Source organism: Deltaproteobacteria bacterium (assembly GCA_016709225.1).
Classification (GTDB): domain Bacteria; phylum Myxococcota_A; class Polyangia; order Nannocystales; family Nannocystaceae; genus Xiheibacterium; species Xiheibacterium phototrophicum.
The window spans coordinates 2,206,815-2,225,596 of record JADJEE010000012.1 but is presented as its reverse complement, the minus strand read 5'-3'; the positions used below and the strand labels follow the sequence as shown (position 1 = coordinate 2,225,596).

The window sequence follows — 18,782 nt, the reverse complement described above, 5'->3', positions numbered from 1 at the left end:
CGGAGGATCACGATGAACATCGACATCGGCATCGACGCGGCCAAGCGCGAGACCATCGCCAACGGCCTCGCGCGCGTGTTGGCGGACACGTACACGCTCTACCTCAAGACCCACAACTTCCACTGGAACGTCACCGGCCCGATGTTCCAGACCCTGCATCTGATGTTCGAGACCCACTACAACGAGCTCGCGCTCGCGGTGGACCTCGTGGCGGAGCGCATCCGTGCGCTCGGACTGCCGGCGCCCGGCACCTACGCGCAGTTCGCCAAGCTGTCGGCGATCCAGGAGGACGACGGCGTGCCCAAGGCGCAGGACATGATTCGTCGCCTGGTCGACGGTCACGAGACCGTGGCTCGCACCGCCCGCGAGATCTTCCAGACCGCGGCCGACGCCAACGACCAGCCCACCTGCGATCTGCTCACGCAGCGCATGCAGGTGCACGAGAAGACCGCGTGGATGCTGCGGAGCCTGCTCGAGTAGCACGCGCTCGGTTCACGGCCGCTTGCGCGCCGGTCTCGCCGGCGCGCGCGGGTTCATGCCAGCGCGTGCAGCCGACCCGGCAAGCCGCCGGCTGGGCGCAGCGTGACGCTGGGATCGAAGCGCACCGCCTCTGGCGCGTCGACCGAGATCGACCAACGCTGCACGATCGTCGCGAGGATGATCTTGGCCTCCATCAGCGCGAAGTGGTTGCCGATGCAGATCCGCGGGCCGGCGCCGAAGGGGAGGTAGGCCAGCTTGGCGCGCTCCTGCAGGCGCTCGGGTGCGAAGCGATCGGGGTCGAAGCGCAGCGGCTCGTCCCACAGCCCAGGGTGGCGATGCATCAGCCACGGCGACACCCCGACGATGGTGTCCTTGGGGATGCGCCACGGGCCCAGCTGATCCTCCGCGAGCGCCTGGCGCTCGACGATCCACACCGGCGGGTAGAGACGCATCGACTCGTCGATGACCTGGCCGAGGTACGGCAGTCGCGGCAGGTCGTCGAAGCTCGGGGGGCGGCCCGCGAGCACGCTGCGGGCCTCGTCGCGCACGCGCGCAGCGATCTCCGGGTGTTGGTGCAGCAGCAGCAGCGTCCATGTGCTCGCGGTCGCGATGGTCTCGTGCCCCGCCATGAACAACGTCATCACCTCGTCGCGCAGCTGTGCGTCGTCCATGCCGCCGCCGTCGTGCTCGTCGGTCGCAGACATGAGCATGCCGAGCACGTCGTCGTGGGCCTCGCCGCCGCTGCGGCGGCGTTCGATGATGCCGTGCACGATGCCGTCGAGCAGCTTCTTGGCCTTGGCGAAGCGGCGGTTGGAGCTGGTCGGCAGCCACAGCGGCAAGCGGATCAACGACTCTGCATACTGCTCGGCTTTGTGCAGGGCCTCGGTGACGGCGGGGCCGAGCTGCGCCAGCACGTCGCCGCCGTCGGCCGCGAGGTCGGTGCCGAAGAGCGTGCGGGCGACGATGCGCAGCGTCAGCTGCATCATCTCGCCGTGGATGTCGATCGCGGTGTCGCTGCGGGCGGCCCACTCGCCCATGCGCTCGTCGACGCAGGTCGCCATGGTCTCGGCGAGACGGGCGAGGCGCTGGCGGTGGAATGCCGGCTGCGCGAGCTTGCGTTGCCGTCGCCACACCTCGCCCTCGCTGGTGACCAGGCCGTTGCCGAGCACCAGTCGGAGTCCCGCGTAGCTGCGACTCTTGACGTAGTTGCGATGGTTGCGAACCAGCACGTGCTGCGCGAGCGCGGGGTCGGCCACCGCGACGAAGCGCAGCGGGCCGACGCGGAACGTCATCGCATCGCCGTAGCGCGCGTGGGCCTGCGTCAGGTTGCCGAGCGGGTCGCGCAGCAGCGCGAGGCCGCTCCACGGCAGGCCGCCGGGACCGGGCGGCAGACCCTCATGCGTGTCGGGGAGCTCGACCAAATGTGAGGGCGTCCTCATGTTTGACAATATCTGAGGCGAGCCTCATTTTTTGGCAAGTTGCCGCCTCGCAGCACACCGGCGAAACAGCGCCAAGCCTCCAAGACCACGGGGAAAAGCGCCCGTGCGGCGGCGGTCGTCGAGGGCCCGGCGCGGCGGCGTCCGACCCAGGTGCGGAGTCAACGCCGCCTCGAGGGGATCGTGGAGGCGGCCGCCGAGTCGTTCGCGCGCTTCGGCTTCGCAGACACCACGATGGAGGGCATCGCCGCGCGTGCGGGCACCTCGATCGGCTCGGTCTATCAGTTCTTCCCCAACAAGCACGCCGTCTTCCGCGAGATTGCGCAGCGGTGTCTGCTGGAGGCGAGCACGGGCTATGCGACCTTGGTGGGTGCCGACGCGTTGGCGACGCCGTGGCCGGATCTGCTGGCGCGCGTGATCGATGGCTTCGTCGGATTGCACGGCCGCAGCACCGTGATGCAGGCGGTGTGGCGCAACCTCGAGCTGTACGGCGAGTACGCCGAGGCCGATCAGGCGCTGATGCGCGAGCTCATCGGTGCGACCGCGGCGTTGTTCGGCGCGTGGGCCCCGAGCTTGCCCGAGGCGACCCGCCGCGTGGTTGCGACGATGGTCGTCAACACGGTCGCGACCATGATGCTGGTGCTGGCGCGGGAGACCGATCCTTCGCTCGCCGCGGCCATCGTCACCGAGACCAAGCGCATGCTCGAGCGCTACCTCGCCGGCTACCTGCCGAGCACCGCGTGACGAACGGCGGCGCGTCGCCGACGCGTGGCGAACGTCGCACGGGCGAGCAGCCGCGGCGCGCGGGGCTGCGCTATACCTACGGCGCGCGGGTTCGCGACCCCGGTCGGATCGCCCGAGTGCGCCCAGCATGACCGCCGAGTCTCCCGCCGCGCCGCCGCCATCCGCCGGCAAGCTCGCCTCGCAGGCGGCGGGTGTGCTCGTGCTCGGCAACGTGCTCGCGACGCTGGCGGACATCGTGGTGCCGCTGTTGGTCGTGCGCCTGCTCGGCAAAGCGGATGTTGCGACGCTCACCGCGTTGCTGCTGGTCTACAACACGGTCGCGCTGGTGGTCGCGACCGGCTTTCCGCAGGCCGTCATGTACCACCTGCCCGGCCGTCCGCTGGCCGAGCGTGCCGCGATCGCGCGACGGATCTGCCGCACGTTGCTGGTGTTGGGGGCCGCTGCGGGGCTGTTGCTGCTGTTCATCGGGCGTTGGGGCAGCGACCTGGTCGCGATGTTGTCGTCGGTCGATTCCGACGCTGCGGTCGATCTCGGTCCGCTCGTGGTCATCGCCCTGATGCCGCTCGGTGATCTGCCCGGTCGCGTGTTGCCCAACCTGCTGGTCGCCGAGCACCGGCCAGGCGGCGCCGCGGCCTACGGCGTGTTCCGCTCGCTGGCGCTGTCGTGCTCGACCCTGGTGCCCATCACGCTCGGTGGCGACGCGTGGACGGTCGCGCAGTGCCTCGTGCTGGTCGGCGTGGCCCAGGGTGTGTGGGTGCTGGCGAGCCTGCGCTCGCTGTATCGCGGTGCCGAGCGGGTGCCGTCGCCGACCTCGCTGCGCGAGATGATTCGCTTCGGTCTCCCGCTCGGGCTCACCGACGTCGTCGCGGTGCTGAACAACAGCCTCGACCGCTTCCTCATCATGCTCGCGTTCGCCGACGTGTACTTCGCGGAGTATCAGGCCGGCGCGTGGCAGATCCCGATCATCACGCGCGTACCGTACATCGTCGGCACCGCGATGGCGCCCCAGCTGGTGGCGATGTTCCGCGACAAGCTCCCGCGCGAGGCGATCGCGCTGTGGCGCGGGTCGATCGAGAAGGTCTCGCTACTGGTGGTGCCGATCGCGATGGTGTTCGTGGTCGCCGCCGAGGAGCTGGTCGAGATCCTGTTCACGCCCGAGTACGCCGGTGCCGCGCCGGTGCTGCGCTGGTACTCGATCCTCACGGCCGGACGCGTGGCGGCCTTCGGCACCGTGATCGTGGCCGCAGGCCGCCCGGGCTACGTCTTCCAGGCCTCGGTGCTGTCGCTGGTGGCGAACCTCGTGATCAGCCTGCCGCTGCTGTGGTGGGTCGGCTTCGAGGGCCCGGCGATGGGCACCGCGATCGCGTTCGTGCCGATCGTCGTGTTCTACAGCTGGAGCATCGCGCGGGCCTCGGGGCTGCCGATGGGCGACATCCTGCCGCTACGCGCCTACGCGCGGGTGGTCGGCATCGCGTTGGTCGGCGCCGCGATCGCGTGGGGCTTCAAGCGCCAGATGAGCGGGCCCGCGGCGTGGATGCTGGCCGGCGAGGCGGCGCTGCTGCTCGGCACCTTTGCGGCGCTCGGCACGGTGTTGCGCGTCATCCACCGCGACGACTGGCGCTACGTCTGGGGCTGGGTGCGGCTCGAGGCGTTGTTCAAGCGTCGCGGGGCTCCGCCGCCGCCGTGAGTGCGCCGAGCGGTGCGGGCGAGGGGAAGTTCTGCCGCAGGAACCAGTCCCACACGCGATCGCTCGACCATCGCCGCTGCGCGAGCAAGAGCTTGGCCGACATCGTCACGGTGTAGCGCGCACGTGGACGCTTGGCTGCGAGCGCGCGCTCGATGACCTTCGCGACGTCGTCGGGCACGCCGGCGAACGCGGCGAGCGGCCCCTTGTCGTAGATCTCCTTGGTCGCGCGCGCGACCGCGTCGTGGAACACGTCGTACGTCGCACCGACGCCCTCACGGTGCTGCATGCTCGACACCGCGGCCTCGCTGAAGCCGCTCTTGATGAGGCCGGGCTCGATCAGCACCACCTCGACACCGAAGCTGCGCACCTCGAAGCGCAGCGCATCGCTCAGGGCTTCGATCGCGTGCTTGGTGGCGTGGTAGTAGCCGCCGCCGGGGAACACCAGCTTGCCGCCCATCGAGCTCAGGTTGATGATGCGACCGGCGCCGGCGCGGCGCATGCCCGGTAGGACCAGCTGCGTCAGCGCGATCACGCCGAACACGTTGGTCTCGAACTGACGGCGCACCGCCTCGAGCGGCACCGCCTCGAACGCGCCCGTCTGCGAGTAGCCGGCGTTGTTGATCAACGCCGCGACGTGGCCGTGCTCGGCCTCGACGGCCGCGACCGCCGCGGCCATCGACTCGCGATCGCAGACGTCGAGCGCGAGCGTGCGGCAGCCGGCCGCGGCCAGCTCGGCCAGCTCGGTCGGCCGCCGCGCGGTGGCCCACACCCGCCAGCCGCTGCCGGCCCGCGCCAACCGCAGCGCGGTCGCGCGACCGATGCCAGAGGAACAGCCAGTGACGAGGACGGCGGGGGTGGAGTCTGCGGTGGTCATGGGTGGCTTCCGAACTGAACCACAAACGTCAGAACGGTTCAAATGGTTTCACCGTCCCGCACGCGACCCGGCCGTACGTGCGTTGGTGGTACCCTGCGGCGGCATCGATGGCTCCGGGTGGCACCCCAGGCACGTCCAAGCACGACGCCATCGTCCGCGCCGCCACGCGGCTGTTCCAGCGCTACGGCTACCGGCGCACGACCGTCGAGCTCATCGCCCAGGAGGCCGGCGTCGCCAAGCCGACGCTGTATGCCCACTTCGAGGACAAGGACGCCATCTTCGTCGCCGTGTGCAAGGCCGTGGTCGCGCGCATCGTCGACGGCGCGCGTGCAGCCGCGCAGCTGCCCGACCCCATCGAGCGGGTGGTGGCGATGTTGTCCGCGAAGTTCACCACCGTGTACGAACTCGTCGATGCCTCGCCCCACGCCCGCGAGCTGCTCGAGTCGAGCGACGCGCGCGCCCGCGAGATCATCGAGGATGGCGATCGCATCTTCGTCGAGCTGATGACCTCGACGCTCAAGGCGGCCGCGCGCGCCGGCGAGCTTTCGCTCGATCGCTTTGGCGGCAAGCCGGCGGTACTGACCCAGCTCTTGATGCAGGCGGGCCACGGTGCCGGGTGGGGTGCGAGCACGGTCGAGCAGCAGCGCCGGCAGCTCGACGCGCTCGTGCGTGCAATGATCGAGCGGGCCCCGGCGCCGACGGTCGCGCGCGCGGGCCGAGCTACTGCGCGTCGCCGCTGACGGCCCCGTCGAGTGCGGCCACGACGTCGCGCAGCGAGTGTGCCCACTGCTCGAGGTCGGAGATCGAGCTGGTGCGGACCTCGGGCGCGGTCGCGAGCTGCTGCAGCGTCGCGCGCAGGTTGTCGCGCGCGCGCGCGAGCCGACTCTTCACCGTGCCGGCGGGGATCTCGAGCACCAGCCCGATGTCGTCGACGCCGAGCCGCTCCCAGTAGAACAGCTCCACGGTCAGCTGCAGCGCCAGTGGCAGCCGGCGTAGCGCCGTCAGCAGGAGCTGCTGCTCCTCGCGCAGCGCGATGGCCCCGCTGGGCGCCGCAGCGACGCCGAGGTCGTGTACCGAGACGTCCTCGGCGTTGCGCTTCTGCAGCTGCGCGCGCTCGCGGTAGTGCAGCAGCAGATGATTGCGCGCGACGGCGAGCAAGAAGGTCTTGAACTGCGCGTGCTCGCGGAAGCGCGGCAAGGCCTCGACGAGGCCCAGGAACGTGCGCTGGATGAGGTCGTCGATGTCGCCGTCGACCTTGTTGCGGAAGAAGCGATGCACGCTCTGGAAGTGCCGACGCAGCAGGCGGTTGCCCGCCGCGGTGTCGCCGGCGCGCCACTGGCCGAGCAGCTCGAAGTCGGTGATCTCGGCCATGCGCGCGGTCGAGCGCGATCATGCCACAAAGCCCGGCGCGACGACGCTCGCTCGCTTGCGATAGCATGTGCCTGGCGACGTTCCCGGTGCAACGGCGCGGAGCAGCCGTCGCCCGCGTGTCCGTGCGTGCCACCAACGACGATGCAGCGCGACGACGACGACCCGACCCAACGCGAGGAGCCGCTCGGCGACCTCGCGCCCGAGGAGCGTCAGTCACTCGCGCGGCTCGAACAGCGCATGTTCGGCGGCGGCGCCACGGCGTTGCGCGTCGATCGCTACGAGCTCGGCGAGCCGCTCGGCCGCGGCGGCATGGGCGTGGTGTACCGGGGCTGGGACCCCGAGCTGCGTCGCAAGGTTGCGATCAAGCTGGTCAATGTCGCCGACGTCGGCTCCCACGGCGCCGCGCGATTGTTGCGAGAGGCCCGCGCGATCGCTCGCATCTCGCACCCCAACGTCGTGCCGGTCTACGACGTCGGCGACTACCTCGCGGACGCGGCACCGGGCACCGACGCCGAGCGACGCAACGTGTTCGTGGTGATGGAGCTGGTCGAGGGCGAGGACCTCGATGCGTGGTTGGCCGCGGCGCCGCGGTCGTGGGAGGAGGTGCTCGACGCCTTCTTGGCCGCGGGGCACGGCCTCGCGGCGGCGCACGCGGCCGGCGTCCTGCACCGGGACTTCAAGCCCGCCAACGTGCTGCGCGGCCGGGATGGTCGGGTTCGCGTGGCGGATTTCGGGCTCGCGCGCGGCATCGATCCGGTGAGCGACGGTCGGCCGCGTGAGTCGGCCAGCGACAGTGCACATGCGCTGCGACTGTCGGCCGGCGAGCTCGAGACCCAGGCCGGCATCGTGATGGGCACGCCGTACTTCATGGCACCGGAGCAGATGCGCGGCGACGAGGCCGACGCGAGCAGCGATCAGTACGCGTTCTGCGTGGCGCTGTTCGGCGGCATCTACCGCCGCGGCCCGTTCCCGCGGCTGCCGCTCCAGGCCCTCGCCGAGCTCAAGGCCGCGGGCAGCTTCGAGGCGCCGGCCGATGGTGCCGGCGCGCCGCAGTGGCTGTCGTCGATCATCGCGCGGGGACTCGCGCCCGATCGCACGCGGCGCTGGCCGTCGATGCACGCGCTGCTGCAGGCGATCGAGCAGCGTCGTGGTCGCCGACGTCGCCGCGTGCGTGCGACCGTGATCGGGGGCGCGATTGCGGTGGCGGTGGGCATCGGGCTCGCGGTCGGTCGCATGCCGGCCGAGCCGCCAGTCGCGGTGGTTGCCGCTGCCCCGGTCCAGGGGCCGCCGGTGCTCGCGTTCCAGCCCTTCGACGTGGTCGACGACCCGCGGCTCTCGTGGGCGGTCGACGGCTTGCCCGAGCTCGTCGAGCAGGAGCTGCGCGACCGCGAGGGCATCCGTGTCGTTCGCTACCACCGCCTCAAGACCGCCCTCGGTGGCAGCCCGGCGGCGGAGCTGCCCGAGGTCGTCGCCGCATTCGGTGCCACCGCGTTGGTCTCGGGGGTCGTCGCGGCCCACGGCGATGGCTACGAGGTCACGCTGCGCCTGCGCACCCCCGACGGCGAGGTCGAGTGGGAGCAGCATCGGTCGACCGATGCGAACGGCCTCGCCGAGGCGGTGCGAGAGCTGGCGCGCGAGCTCGCGGTGCACGTGCTCGGTCATCCGCTCGAGGGGCCCGCCGCTGCGCCGCGGCCGACGGACTACGCCCAGAACCTCGCGCTCGGGGTCGCTGCGCTCGAGCGGCACGACCTCGCGCTGGCGCTGGGCTACCTCGACGAAGCCCGACGCCTGCAGCCCGATGCCGTCGACGCCCACTTCTACGGTGGCATCCTCGCCGGCTGGCTCGGGCTCGAAGAGGAGGCCCGCGCGGAGCTCGAGCTCGCCGGCGCCGGCGAGCTCTCCGAGCCCAAGCGCCGCTATGTCGACGCCAACCTCGTACAGCTGCGCGATGGTCCCGCCGCCGCGCTGCCCCGCTGGCGCGAGGCCACGGCGGCCTTTCCCCGCGAGGTCTACCTCGCCTACGGGCTCTTCGAGTGCCTCTACCACGGTGGTGACGGCGCGGGCGCGGTGGCGGAGTTCCGACGTCTGCACGCGCTCTCGCCCGGCTTCGGCAGTGGGCTCAGCCACGTGCTCGATCGCGCGGCCGCGATCGAGGACCTGCCCACCGTCGACTGGGCACTCGACGCGGCCGCCGGCGCCGAGCAAGCGCCGCAGTTTCTCGCGTTCTGGCGCGCACGCCGACGCGGACTCGAGCGTGACTACCGTGGCGCGCTCGAGCTGCTGTCGCCGTTCGCGGAGGACGACGGCTATGCCTTCGTGCAGGCGCTGGGCTGGCACGCGGCCGCGGGCGACTACGCGCTCGCGCTCGCGCGCGTGCGACAGCGGACCGATCGCGATCCCAGCTTCGATCCACTGCACGAGCTCGGTCTGTGCACCGCACGCGGCGATGCGGCGTGCGGCCGGGCGAGCTTCGAGCGCGCGCGCGCGGGCTTGCTGCGGGGGGCGCTGACCAACTCGAGCAGCATGTCGTGGATCTCCCTGGCCACGCTCGAGTCGATCGGCGGCGACCGAACGCGGCTGCTCGAGCTGGAGCGCCTGCGCGAGCACGCGGTCGAGGCCACCTTGCGTCGCGACGTGCGCTTCGAGATCGCCCTTGCGCTGCTGACCGCCGCGCTCGAGGGGCCTGCGGCCGCGGCCACGTCGACCAGCGAGTTCGCACCGGTGCGCGAGGTCGCGGCCGCCTTCGCGGCCGAGGCGAAGGGCGACCCGAAGGCCGCGGCGGCCCACTGGCACGAGGTCGCTGCATTGGCGCTCGACGCCCGCTTCATCTTCGCCGCCCACTTCCACCGCGCGCGCCTGCTGCACGACGCGGGCGACCACGACGGCGTACTGGCGGCGTGCCGGCCGATCGTCGAACCCCGCAACTTCGACTGGAGCTGGGCCGCCGCGATCTCGCCGTGCCTGGTGTTCTCGGGCGAGGCGGCCCGTGCACGGGGTGATGCCGAGGCAGCGCGCGGCTTCTTCGAGCGGGTGCCTGCGGTGCGTGCGATGGCCAGCGCCGACGATCCGTGGCTCGCGCGGGCGCGCGCCAAGCCGTGACGCTGGGGCGACGCCGGCCGCCTCCCCTCCGACGTTAGGGGCCGCAGGTTCGGCGTCGCCAACGGCCACCCCGTTCGTGCACGATCGTCCCCGTCATGTCTGTGAGCCTCTCCGATCGCGGCACCTTGCTCGTCCCCGTCGCCCACGAGGCCCTGCCGTTGCCGGACACCCTGACGCTCGGTGCCCGCGCCTTCGTGCGCAAGCGCGAGCACCACATCACGGTGTTCGGCTTCGACATCGGTCGCGTGATCGGCCCGTGCATCGCCGATGTGCGAGCGGCGATCGACGAGCTCGCCGCCGCGACCGACTTCGGGTTCGCGACGACGTCGCGCTGGTACCAGCTCGCGCGCGACAAACCGCGCGAGCTCGAGACCGTGGTCATGCTGGTCGACGCACCCGGCATCGCAGAGTTCTTCGCGCGCTGCGCCGCACGACTGCCCGAGCTCGCGCCGTCGCTGGCGAGCGCCGACTGGCGGCCGCCGCCGCCCCACATCACCTGCTTCACCAGCGATCCGAAGGGCGTCGACGGCATCGGGTTGCGCCTGCCCGACGAGCTCGAGGCCGCCCAGCAGCGCGCCCGCGAGGGCGAGCGCCAAGGCCTGCGGGCGTTCTTGTTGTCGCCCTCGGTCATGCCGTAGCGCCACCGCCCGTGGCGCGTGCGAGGGCGGCGGTGCCCCAGGGTGTTACGCTCCCGCTGCCATGACGTCGTCACGCCTGCGGGTGTCGCTGCTCGGACTCCTCGTCGCTGCATGTACGGCCGCCCCCGCGGCCCCGACCACCACCAGCAGCAGCAACGGCAGCAGCAGTGGCGCCGCGACCACGGCGGCGGGCAGCAGCGAGGGCCACGGCAGCGCCGACTCGACCGGGACCAACGACGACGGCGTCGATGGCAGCCATGGCGACAGCGGCACCTCGAGTGGCTCCGACAGCGGTGGCGTCGAGCAGCACCCGGCGGTGGCGGCGTTCTGGGTCGCGTTCCTGGCCGAGGACTACGCCGCCGTGCCCGAGCTGATCGCGCAGCTCGATGCCGCCGCGCTCGAGCACCCCGACGACCCCGAGATCGCGCTCATCCGCGCCCACGCGAACCTCTGGCGACTCGCCGAGTTCGAGCGCGACCCCGGCCAGGGCGGCGCGGTGCAGGCCATGTCGGCGATGGCCGCGATCGAGGCCTTCACCACCGCGCGGGCACTCGCGCCCGACGACGGCAGGATCCCGTGTTGGCTCGGCATCGTCGAGATCAACACCGGCACCGTGATCGGCGATGCGGCGATGATCGCCCAGGGCCACGCCGACGTCGACGCGTCGGTCGAGAGCTTCCCCGAGTTCAGCCTGTTCTGTCGCATGCTCGAGTACGAGAACGAGCCCTACGACTCGGCCGAGTTCCAGCTCGCCGTCGATGCGCTGTGGCAGACCCTCGACCTCTGCTTCGGCGAGTCGGTCGATCGCCAAGCCCCCGAGCTGTCGGCGTATCTCGACCAGCAGACCGACGCGGGGCCCAAGCGCGTGTGCTGGAACCTCCACCCCAAGGCGGTTCACAACTGGCAGGGCTTCCTGCTGCACGCCGGCGACGTGATTGCGAAGACTGGCGACGCGGAGGTCGCGAGCATCCTCTACGAGGACGCGCAGCTGCTCGACTGGCGCAGCTGGCCGCACCAGGACCTCGTCGACGAGCGGCTGGCCGACGTGGTCGATCGGGCGGCCTCCTATGCCGATGCCGACCCGATGAACGACGCCGAGATCGGCTCGGGGGTCTACAACTGCGCGATGTGCCACGGCGAGTAGGCGGCCGTCGTGGCCGCGCTCACGGCAGCTGTCGACCCCAGAACTGCATGGGCTTGGCGGTGGCGATCGACGCACCGACGTCGCGCCACTCGAAGCTGCCGATGTGGCCGGGCAAGGGCGCGTAGCCGCGGTGGCGCCAGAAGGCGTCGAGCGGTCGCCAGTCGGCCGGGCGCAGCGGATGATCGCCCGGGCGCACCACGCCGCAGAAGCAGGTCGCCGCGTAGCCGAGCGCGCGCGCGTGGGCCTCGCGCTCGCGGAAGAACGCGACTCCGATGCCGCGGCCGCGGTAGCGCGAGCGCAGCACCGACTCGCCGAAGTAGAACCACCGCTCGGGGTCGTCGCCGTGCTCGCGGAAGCACGCAGTGATGCTGTCGGGCTCGGCCCGCAGCGGCACGCCGGTGGCAGCACCGACCAACGTGTCGCCATCGAAGGCGCCGACGATCACGCTGCCCTCGGTCTCGGCGTAGCCGCGCAGATAGTCCTGCTCGTACGCGAGCGAGCCTTCGTACAAGTACGGGTAGGCGCGGAACACCTCGATCCGCAGGCCCGCGAGCGCGGGCAGCTGCGGCAGCAGGGCGTCGCCGACCAAGCGGCGCACCACCAGCTCGGTCACGTCAGCCGCCGACCTGGCGGATCCAGTCGGCCAGGTTGTAGTAGTTGCTCACGCGGGCGATGCGATGGCCGTCGGCGGCGAAGGCAGCCACCACCGGCAGGCGGTAGCGCTGGCCCTTCGCCGGCGGCAAGCCGTCGTCGTCGCGCAGGTACTCGCCGACGATGGTGAACTCGGCAGCGCCACGGGTGCCCGATGGGTCGACCATGACCACGAGGTCCTCGACGCGCTCGCGGTAGCAGTGGTCCATGTGGGCCAGGAACTCGGCGAACGCGGGCTTGCCGAGCTGTCGACCGCCTTGGTTCACGTCGTGGATCACATCGTCGGTGAGCTGCGCGAGCATGCGCTCGCGGTCACCGGCGTTGAAGGCATCGTAGTAGGCGCGCAGGGTCTCGGCGAACATCGGGGCTCCGGGCGCGCGACGGTAGCACGGCCGTTCGCTGCGTTCGGCTTGCGCGTGCGCGCTGGACCTGATGCCACGACTGTCACGCGCCGCGCACCCGAGGTCCGCGCGGCTGGAATCGTCGCCGTCGGTGGCAATGCGGCGCGATGTCGGCGCGCGCGATCGCGAGCGCTCGCGAGGCGCTACGCTATCGACCCCCCGACAGGACGAAGCGACCGACGATGGAAGACCGTGGCAACAAGCGCGACCTGGTGCTCGCCCCCAGCGAGTACGCGTACATGCAAGACGTCACCAAGGGCGTCGTGAAGACCTATACCGGTCCGACCGTGATCAACCCGACCGCGCAGGAACGGCCGGTCTACTTCAACGCCGAGACCAAGCGCTTCGAGCCCTGCGGTCTCGAGGATGCGGTCAAGGTCAGTGCGATCGCCCCCGAGGGCTACTACCTCGTGCTCAAGAATCCCTCGGTCCGCGGCGATCATCCGTCGTCGGGCGGGGTGCACCCGAGCCCCGACCTCGACGTCGGCAAGAAGATCAACATCACCGGTCCATGCAACTTCGCGCTGTGGCCGGGGCAGATCGTGAAGCTCGTGAAGGGCCACCACCTGCGCTCGAACCAGTACCTGTTGGTGCGCGTGTACAACGAGGACGAGGCCCGCCGCAGCTGGGGCGCAGCGGTGATCAAGCCCGCGGCCGAGGGGGCCGGCGAGCAGACCTTCGTCGCGCCGCCCGACCTCACGGTCGGCAAGCTCTACATCATCAAGGGTACCGATGTGTCGTTCTACATCCCGCCGACCGGTGTCGGCGTGGTGCCCGACGAGCAGGGCCAGTACGTCCGCGATGCGCTCACGCTCGAGCGGCTCGAGTACTGCATCCTCGTCGAGCAGAACGGCAAGAAGCGCTACGAGCGGGGCCCGCAGGTGGTGTTCCCCGAGCCGACCGAGTCGTTCATCCAGCGCGACGGCCACCGCAAGTTCCGCGCGCTCGAGCTCAACGAGATCCAGGGCCTGCACATCAAGGTCATCGCGCCGTACACCGAGGCCGGCACCACCTACAAGGAGGGCGACGAGATCTTCATCACCGGCAAGCACACTGCGATCTACTTCCCGCGCGAGGAACACTCGCTGGTGCGCTACGACGGCAAGGACAAGCACTTCGCAGTGGCGGTGCCGGCCGGCGAGGCCCGCTACGTCATGAACCGCAAGACCGGTGAGATCCGCATGGCCCGCGGCCCTGCGATGCTGCTGCCCAACCCGGTCGACGAGGTGATCGTGCGTCGCGTGCTGTCCGAGAAGGAGTGCGCGGTGTGGTACCCGGGCAACGAAGAGGCGCTGCTCTACAACCGCGGCCTGCGACAGGTGATGGCGACCGCGCCGACCACCCGCGCGGGCGTGGTCTCGGAGGGCGACTACGAGCGCAGCCAGAAGCGGCCGCGGGGTGCGGCACCCTCGCCCGCACAGGCGGTCGCGATGGATCAGTCGAGCGTGTCGCGCGACACCGCGGCGATGGTCGGCGACGTGCTCGAGCGCGGCAGCAACTTCAATCAGCCGCGCACGATCGTCTTCAACACCAAGTACGAGGGCGTGCCGACGCTCAACCTGTGGGTCGGCTACGCGATGCTGGTGATCGACAAGAAGGGCAATCGTCGGGTCGAGCTGGGCCCGCAGACCGTGCTGCTCGAGTACGACGAGGCGCTCGAGATCCTCGAGCTCTCGACCGGCAAGCCCAAGACCACCGACACGCTGCTGCGCACGGTGTACCTGCGCGTGCTCAACAACAAGGTCTCCGACTACTGCGAGGTCGAGACCAGCGACCACGTCGATGTCGAGCTGCGCTACTCCATGCGGGTGAACTTCACCGGCGAGCCCACCAAGTGGTTCGAGGTCGAGAACTACGTCAAGTTCCTGTGCGACCACGTGCGCTCGGTGTTGAAGGGCACCATCAAGAAGTTTGCGATCGAGGCGTTCTACGCCGACGCGGTCGACCTCGTGCGCGACACCATCCTCGGCAAGCCCATCGAAGGTGGGCAGCGACCGGGCATGCGCTTCGCGGAGAACGGCATGCACGTGACCGACGTCGAGGTGCTCGGAGTCGAGATCGGCGACCCCCGCATCTCCGAGCTGCTCGGCGCCGCCGAGCTCGAGGCGATGCAGAGCCACATCACGTTGTCCCGCGCGCGGCGCAACCTCGAGGTCGTGCGCGAGCAAGAGGTCATCCGCCAGCAAGATGCCGAGGCGCGCTCGGCCACCACCGGCAAGCTGGCGTCGCTCGAGACCGACGACGTCAAGGCCAAGCTCGGCGTCGTGCTCGCCAGCATCGAGGCGGAGATCAAGGAGCAGCACGAGCGCAAGGCGGCGGTCGAGGCCCGCAACGCCGCCTCCGATGTCGGCCACGCCGCCGAGCTCGCGCGTCGCAAGGCCACCGCCGAGCTGACCACGCAGATCGACGCGCAGACCCAGGCGCTGCGGCTCGAGGCGCTGAAGGCCGAGGTCGAGGCCGCGGTCGCACGCTTCGGCGCCGCGCAACCAGGCTTCTCGGAGGCCCTGCTGGCGCTGTCGAGCCACGAGGCGCTGGTGAAGATCGCCGATGCGATGAGTGTGCAGAACTTCGTCGGCGGCAAGACCTTGACCGACGTGCTCGACCGCGTGTTCGCGGGCACGCCGCTCGAGTCGCTGGCGAAGAAGCTGGCGCAGCGCGCCATCCCGGCCGGCAGCAACGGCGAGAGCGGCGTGGCGCGGTGAGACGCGTCGGCATGGCCAACCTGCTCGTTGCGCTCGGTACCGCAGCCTGCAGCATCCCGACCACGGGTGGCGGTGCGACCGAAGGCGGCACCGATGGCACCGACGCCGATGTCGACACCGCACTGACCGCCGAGGCGACCGCGCCGACGCTCACCGGTGACACCTTCGTGCCGCCCGCCGACAGCAGCGGCACCGGCGACGACACCAGCGACACCGGCACCGATCCCTGCGAGCCCTTCGGCGCCTTTGCGCCGCCGACCACGAGCTTCACGCTGCCGGCGGTGGAGGGACAAGCGATCGCGTATGCCGACGTGCAGGCCGCGTTTCCCGAGGTCGACTGGAGCGACGTCGATCGGCTCTACATTCCCGGCGGCAGCTACACGCAGCTGCAGCTGGGCAACCTGCCCGAGCGCACCGCCGACGATCCGCTCGTCATCACCAACCAAGACGGCCAGGTACGCATCGGCCCGCCCGACGCGGGTGCGAACTACCTGTGGTCGATGGGCGGTGGCTCGCACTGGATCCTCACCGGTCGCTACGACCCCGAGGCCCAGACCGGCTCCGAGGACGCGCCGGGCCACCGCTGCGGCGACTACGCCAACGCGCGCGGGCGCTACGGCTTCTGGAGCGACGACGACTACGCGATGCGGCAGTACCTGCACATGGGGCTCGCGGTCGGCGACGCGACTGCGTTCGAGATCGAGTTCATCGAGGTCGAGCGCTCGGGCTTCGCCGGCATCCGCCTGCTCAACAGCCGTGCCGAGGGTGACCCCGAGTTCCCCATGGCGGACGTGAGCGTCCACGACACCTACGTCCACGACACCGCCGCCGAGGGCTACTACTTCGGCTGGACCGGCGCGCCGCCGTCGAACCCGATGCCGGGCCTGCAGGTCTATCGCAATCGCCTGGTGCGGACCGGCAACGAGGCGCTGCAGGTGCAGGACCTGGGCGACGGCACCGAGATCCACCACAACGTCATGGCCTTCGCGGGCCTGCACTGGCGCGACAACGGCCTCGGCTCGTTCCAGGACAACAACGCGCAGATCTCCACGCGCGCGGGCACGATCGACATCCACGACAACGTGTTCCTCGGCGCCGCCGGCACGCTGGTCAGCTTCTGGAGCGCGCCGCAGGCGGGCGACGGTCCCCGCCACGTCAGCTTCACCGACAACCACATCGCCGAGGTGCGCAACCTCGCGGTCTACATCGGTGGCAGCAGCGACGACGGCTCGAGCTTCTCGTTCGTGCGCAACACCCTGCGGGGGCTCGACTTCACCTTCGACGAGCTCGATCCTGCCGCGACCGCGCCGACCAGTGCGTTTCGCATCGCCGCGGAGATCGTCGACGCGATCGACTTCACCGACAACACCTGGGAGGGCGAGCTCGCGCTGTTCAGCGGTGGCGGCAGCACGCCGACCGAGTCGGGCAACGTCAACGCCGCGGTCGCACCGATCACGTTCGTCGACAGCGGCTATCCCGACGATGCGCCCGTGCTCGCGCTCGAGTCGTGGGTCGCGAGCTCGCCGCTGTCGCCCGGCGATCCGCCGCGGCAGTACGAGCCCGGCGAGCTCGTGATGTACGACGGCACGATGTACCGCGCGCTCGCGAGCAACACCAACGAGACCCCGCCCGATCACCCGGCCTCGTGGGCGCTCGTGCCCGCGGCGCCCGACGATCTGCGCGCGACCCCGGGCTCGGCCTACGACGGCATCGGGCTGCCGTAGGGGAATCCGCGCGCCCGTCACGTTCGGGCCCGCGGCTGCGCGCGCGGCCGCGTCGGCTCCGCTTTGGCGCGGCCACCACGGCCGCGGTACGCTTCGGCCCGCCATGAAGCCGATGCACGAGATCGCCGCGAAGCTCGGACTCTCCACCGACGATCTGATCCCCTTCGGTCGCGACAAGGCCAAGCTCGATCGCAGCGTGCTCACCCGCGGCCGCACGCGCAGCGGCAAGGCCAAGCTGATCCTGGTCTCGGCCATCACACCGACGCCGGCCGGCGAGGGCAAGACCACCACCTCGATCGGGCTGTCCGACGCGCTGACCCTGCTGGGACACGACACCGCGGTGGTGCTGCGCGAGCCGTCGCTGGGGCCCTGCTTCGGCATCAAGGGCGGCGGCACCGGCGGTGGCGAGAGCCGCCTGTCGCCGTCCGACGACATCAATCTCCACTTCAACGGTGACTTCCACGCCATCACCAGCGCGCACAACCTGTTGGCGGCGGCGATCGACAACCACGTGCACTTCGGCACCGATCTCGGGCTCGACCCGCGACGGGTGACGTGGCGCCGCGTCATCGACATGAACGACCGCAGCCTGCGCAACACGCTGGTCGGGCTCGGCGGCGAGAGCAACGGCATGCCGCGCGAGGCCGGCTTCGACATCACCGCGGCCTCCGAGCTGATGGCGATGCTGTGCCTGGCCGACGACGCCGACGATCTCCGGCGCCGCATCGATCGCACGCTGGTCGGCTTCACGCGCAGCAAGGCGCCGGTCACCGCAGGGGCGGTCGGCGTGACGGGAGCGATGCTGGCGCTGCTGCGCGACGCGCTCTTGCCGAACCTCGTGCAGACCCAGCACGGCACGCCCGCGATCGTGCACGGCGGGCCCTTCGCCAACATCGCGCACGGCTGCAACAGCGTGATCGCGACCCGTGCGGGCCTGCAGCTGGCCGACTGGGTGGTGACCGAGGCCGGCTTCGGCTTCGACCTCGGCGCCGAGAAGTTCTTCGACATCAAGTGCCGCACCGCAGGTCTCGATCCCGACGCGGTGGTGCTGGTCGCGACCGTGCGCGCGCTCAAGATGCATGGCGGTGTCGCGCTCGATGCCCTCAACACGCCGAACCCCGCCGCCGTGGCGGCCGGCCTGCCCAACCTCGAGCAGCACCTCGACAGCGTCGCGCGCTTCGGCAAGCAGGCCGTGGTCGCGCTCAATCGTTTCGCGAGCGACACCGACGAAGAATTCGCGGTGGTCGTCGAGGCCTGCGCCAAGCGAGGCGTGGGCGTGGCGGTGTGCGAGCACTTCGGCAAGGGCCCGCAGGGCGCGACCGAGCTGGCGGCGAAGGTGGTCGAGGCGGTGGCGAAGGGTTCGCGGCCGTTCGAGCCGCTCTACCCGCTCGAGGCGCCGATCCCCGCCAAGATCGAGGCCGTTGCCCGTGCTGTCTACGGCGCCAAGGGTGTGGTGTTGACCAAGACCGCGGAGCGCGATCTCGCGGAGATCGAGCGCCTGGGCTACGGCAACCTGCCGATCTGCGTCGCCAAGACGCAGAACTCGCTGTCGGACGATCCCAAGCTGCGTGGGCGACCACGGGACTTCGAGATCACCGTGCGCGGCCTGCAGCTCAACGCCGGCGCCGGCTTCGTGGTCGTGTTGACCGGCGAGATCATGCGCATGCCGGGGCTGCCGAAGATCCCGCAGGCCGGCAAGATCGACCTGAAGGACGGCACCATCGTCGGGCTCACCTGAGGCCGGCCCGCGCGCCCCAGCACGACCGACCGGGCCGACCGAACCAACCTCGGCCGAGCGTTACAGACCCCTACCGAGGGCGATGCACCGTTG

15 protein-coding genes are annotated in these 18,782 nt (G+C 70.8%); 10 read left to right on the top strand and 5 right to left on the bottom strand.

The window, feature by feature from the left end:
- Positions 1–12: 12 nt before the first annotated feature.
- Positions 13–480, top strand: a complete 468-nt coding sequence (locus IPH07_34185) for a DNA starvation/stationary phase protection protein (protein MBK6922490.1) — start codon at positions 13–15, stop codon at positions 478–480.
- A gap of 53 nt (positions 481–533) precedes the next feature.
- On the opposite strand, the gene IPH07_34180 is transcribed toward IPH07_34185, so the two are convergent.
- A complete protein-coding gene (locus tag IPH07_34180) occupies positions 534–1,919 on the bottom strand; it encodes a cytochrome P450 (protein MBK6922489.1) in 1,386 nt (461 codons plus the stop codon).
- Positions 1,920–2,099: 180 nt separating this feature from the next.
- Here IPH07_34180 and IPH07_34175 point away from each other — a divergent pair, with 180 nt between their 5' ends.
- Positions 2,100–2,660, top strand: coding sequence for a TetR family transcriptional regulator (locus IPH07_34175; protein MBK6922488.1), 561 nt, complete (start codon positions 2,100–2,102; stop codon positions 2,658–2,660).
- Between the two features lie 127 nt (positions 2,661–2,787).
- On the top strand, positions 2,788–4,347 hold the full coding sequence (locus tag IPH07_34170) for a polysaccharide biosynthesis protein (protein MBK6922487.1): 1,560 nt from the start codon (positions 2,788–2,790) through the stop codon (positions 4,345–4,347).
- Here the strand turns inward: IPH07_34170 and IPH07_34165 are convergent.
- A complete protein-coding gene (locus IPH07_34165; GenBank protein MBK6922486.1) occupies positions 4,316–5,221 on the bottom strand; it encodes an SDR family NAD(P)-dependent oxidoreductase in 906 nt (301 codons plus the stop codon). The two genes, IPH07_34170 and IPH07_34165, sit on opposite strands and share 32 nt — an antisense overlap.
- Before the next feature lie 2 nt (positions 5,222–5,223).
- On the opposite strand from IPH07_34165, the gene IPH07_34160 reads away from it, so the two are divergent.
- Positions 5,224–5,961: a TetR/AcrR family transcriptional regulator gene (locus IPH07_34160; GenBank protein ID MBK6922485.1), complete on the top strand. Its 738-nt coding sequence runs from the start codon at positions 5,224–5,226 to the stop codon at positions 5,959–5,961.
- Here the strand turns inward: IPH07_34160 and IPH07_34155 are convergent.
- Positions 5,942–6,583 carry a sigma-70 family RNA polymerase sigma factor gene (locus tag IPH07_34155; protein ID MBK6922484.1) on the bottom strand — a complete coding sequence of 214 codons (642 nt, stop codon included), beginning with the start codon at positions 6,581–6,583 and terminating at the stop codon, positions 5,942–5,944. The genes IPH07_34160 and IPH07_34155 overlap by 20 nt on opposite strands.
- Positions 6,584–6,733: 150 nt before the next feature.
- Between IPH07_34155 and IPH07_34150 the strand changes: the two genes are divergently transcribed.
- The 3 genes from IPH07_34150 to IPH07_34140 all read left to right on the top strand — a co-directional run bounded on the left by IPH07_34150 (position 6,734) and on the right by IPH07_34140 (position 11,473).
- A complete protein-coding gene (locus IPH07_34150; protein ID MBK6922483.1) occupies positions 6,734–9,691 on the top strand; it encodes a protein kinase in 2,958 nt (985 codons plus the stop codon).
- A 95-nt stretch (positions 9,692–9,786) separates the two neighbouring features.
- Positions 9,787–10,329 carry a hypothetical protein gene (locus tag IPH07_34145; GenBank protein MBK6922482.1) on the top strand — a complete coding sequence of 181 codons (543 nt, stop codon included), beginning with the start codon at positions 9,787–9,789 and terminating at the stop codon, positions 10,327–10,329.
- A 61-nt stretch (positions 10,330–10,390) separates the two neighbouring features.
- Complete coding sequence (locus IPH07_34140) at positions 10,391–11,473, top strand: hypothetical protein (GenBank protein ID MBK6922481.1); 1,083 nt, start codon at positions 10,391–10,393, stop codon at positions 11,471–11,473.
- Positions 11,474–11,492: 19 nt separating this feature from the next.
- Here IPH07_34140 and IPH07_34135 read toward each other — a convergent pair whose 3' ends face one another.
- Together IPH07_34135 and IPH07_34130 are read right to left on the bottom strand one after the other, a co-directional pair.
- Positions 11,493–12,077, bottom strand: coding sequence for a GNAT family N-acetyltransferase (locus tag IPH07_34135; protein ID MBK6922480.1), 585 nt, complete (start codon positions 12,075–12,077; stop codon positions 11,493–11,495).
- 10 nt (positions 12,078–12,087) lie between these two features.
- On the bottom strand, positions 12,088–12,486 hold the full coding sequence (locus IPH07_34130) for a nuclear transport factor 2 family protein (GenBank protein MBK6922479.1): 399 nt from the start codon (positions 12,484–12,486) through the stop codon (positions 12,088–12,090).
- Positions 12,487–12,707: 221 nt separating this feature from the next.
- Between IPH07_34130 and IPH07_34125 the strand changes: the two genes are divergently transcribed.
- The 3 genes from IPH07_34125 to IPH07_34115 all read left to right on the top strand — a co-directional run bounded on the left by IPH07_34125 (position 12,708) and on the right by IPH07_34115 (position 18,689).
- The gene (locus IPH07_34125; protein MBK6922478.1) at positions 12,708–15,227 is read left to right on the top strand and encodes a hypothetical protein; all 2,520 of its coding nucleotides are present in this window, start codon (positions 12,708–12,710) and stop codon (positions 15,225–15,227) included.
- Positions 15,228–15,238: 11 nt separating this feature from the next.
- Entirely contained in the window at positions 15,239–16,951 is a 1,713-nt protein-coding gene (locus tag IPH07_34120) for a carbohydrate-binding protein (GenBank protein ID MBK6922477.1), read from the top strand.
- A gap of 103 nt (positions 16,952–17,054) precedes the next feature.
- Positions 17,055–18,689 carry a formate--tetrahydrofolate ligase gene (locus IPH07_34115; protein MBK6922476.1) on the top strand — a complete coding sequence of 545 codons (1,635 nt, stop codon included), beginning with the start codon at positions 17,055–17,057 and terminating at the stop codon, positions 18,687–18,689.
- Positions 18,690–18,782: the final 93 nt, after the last annotated feature.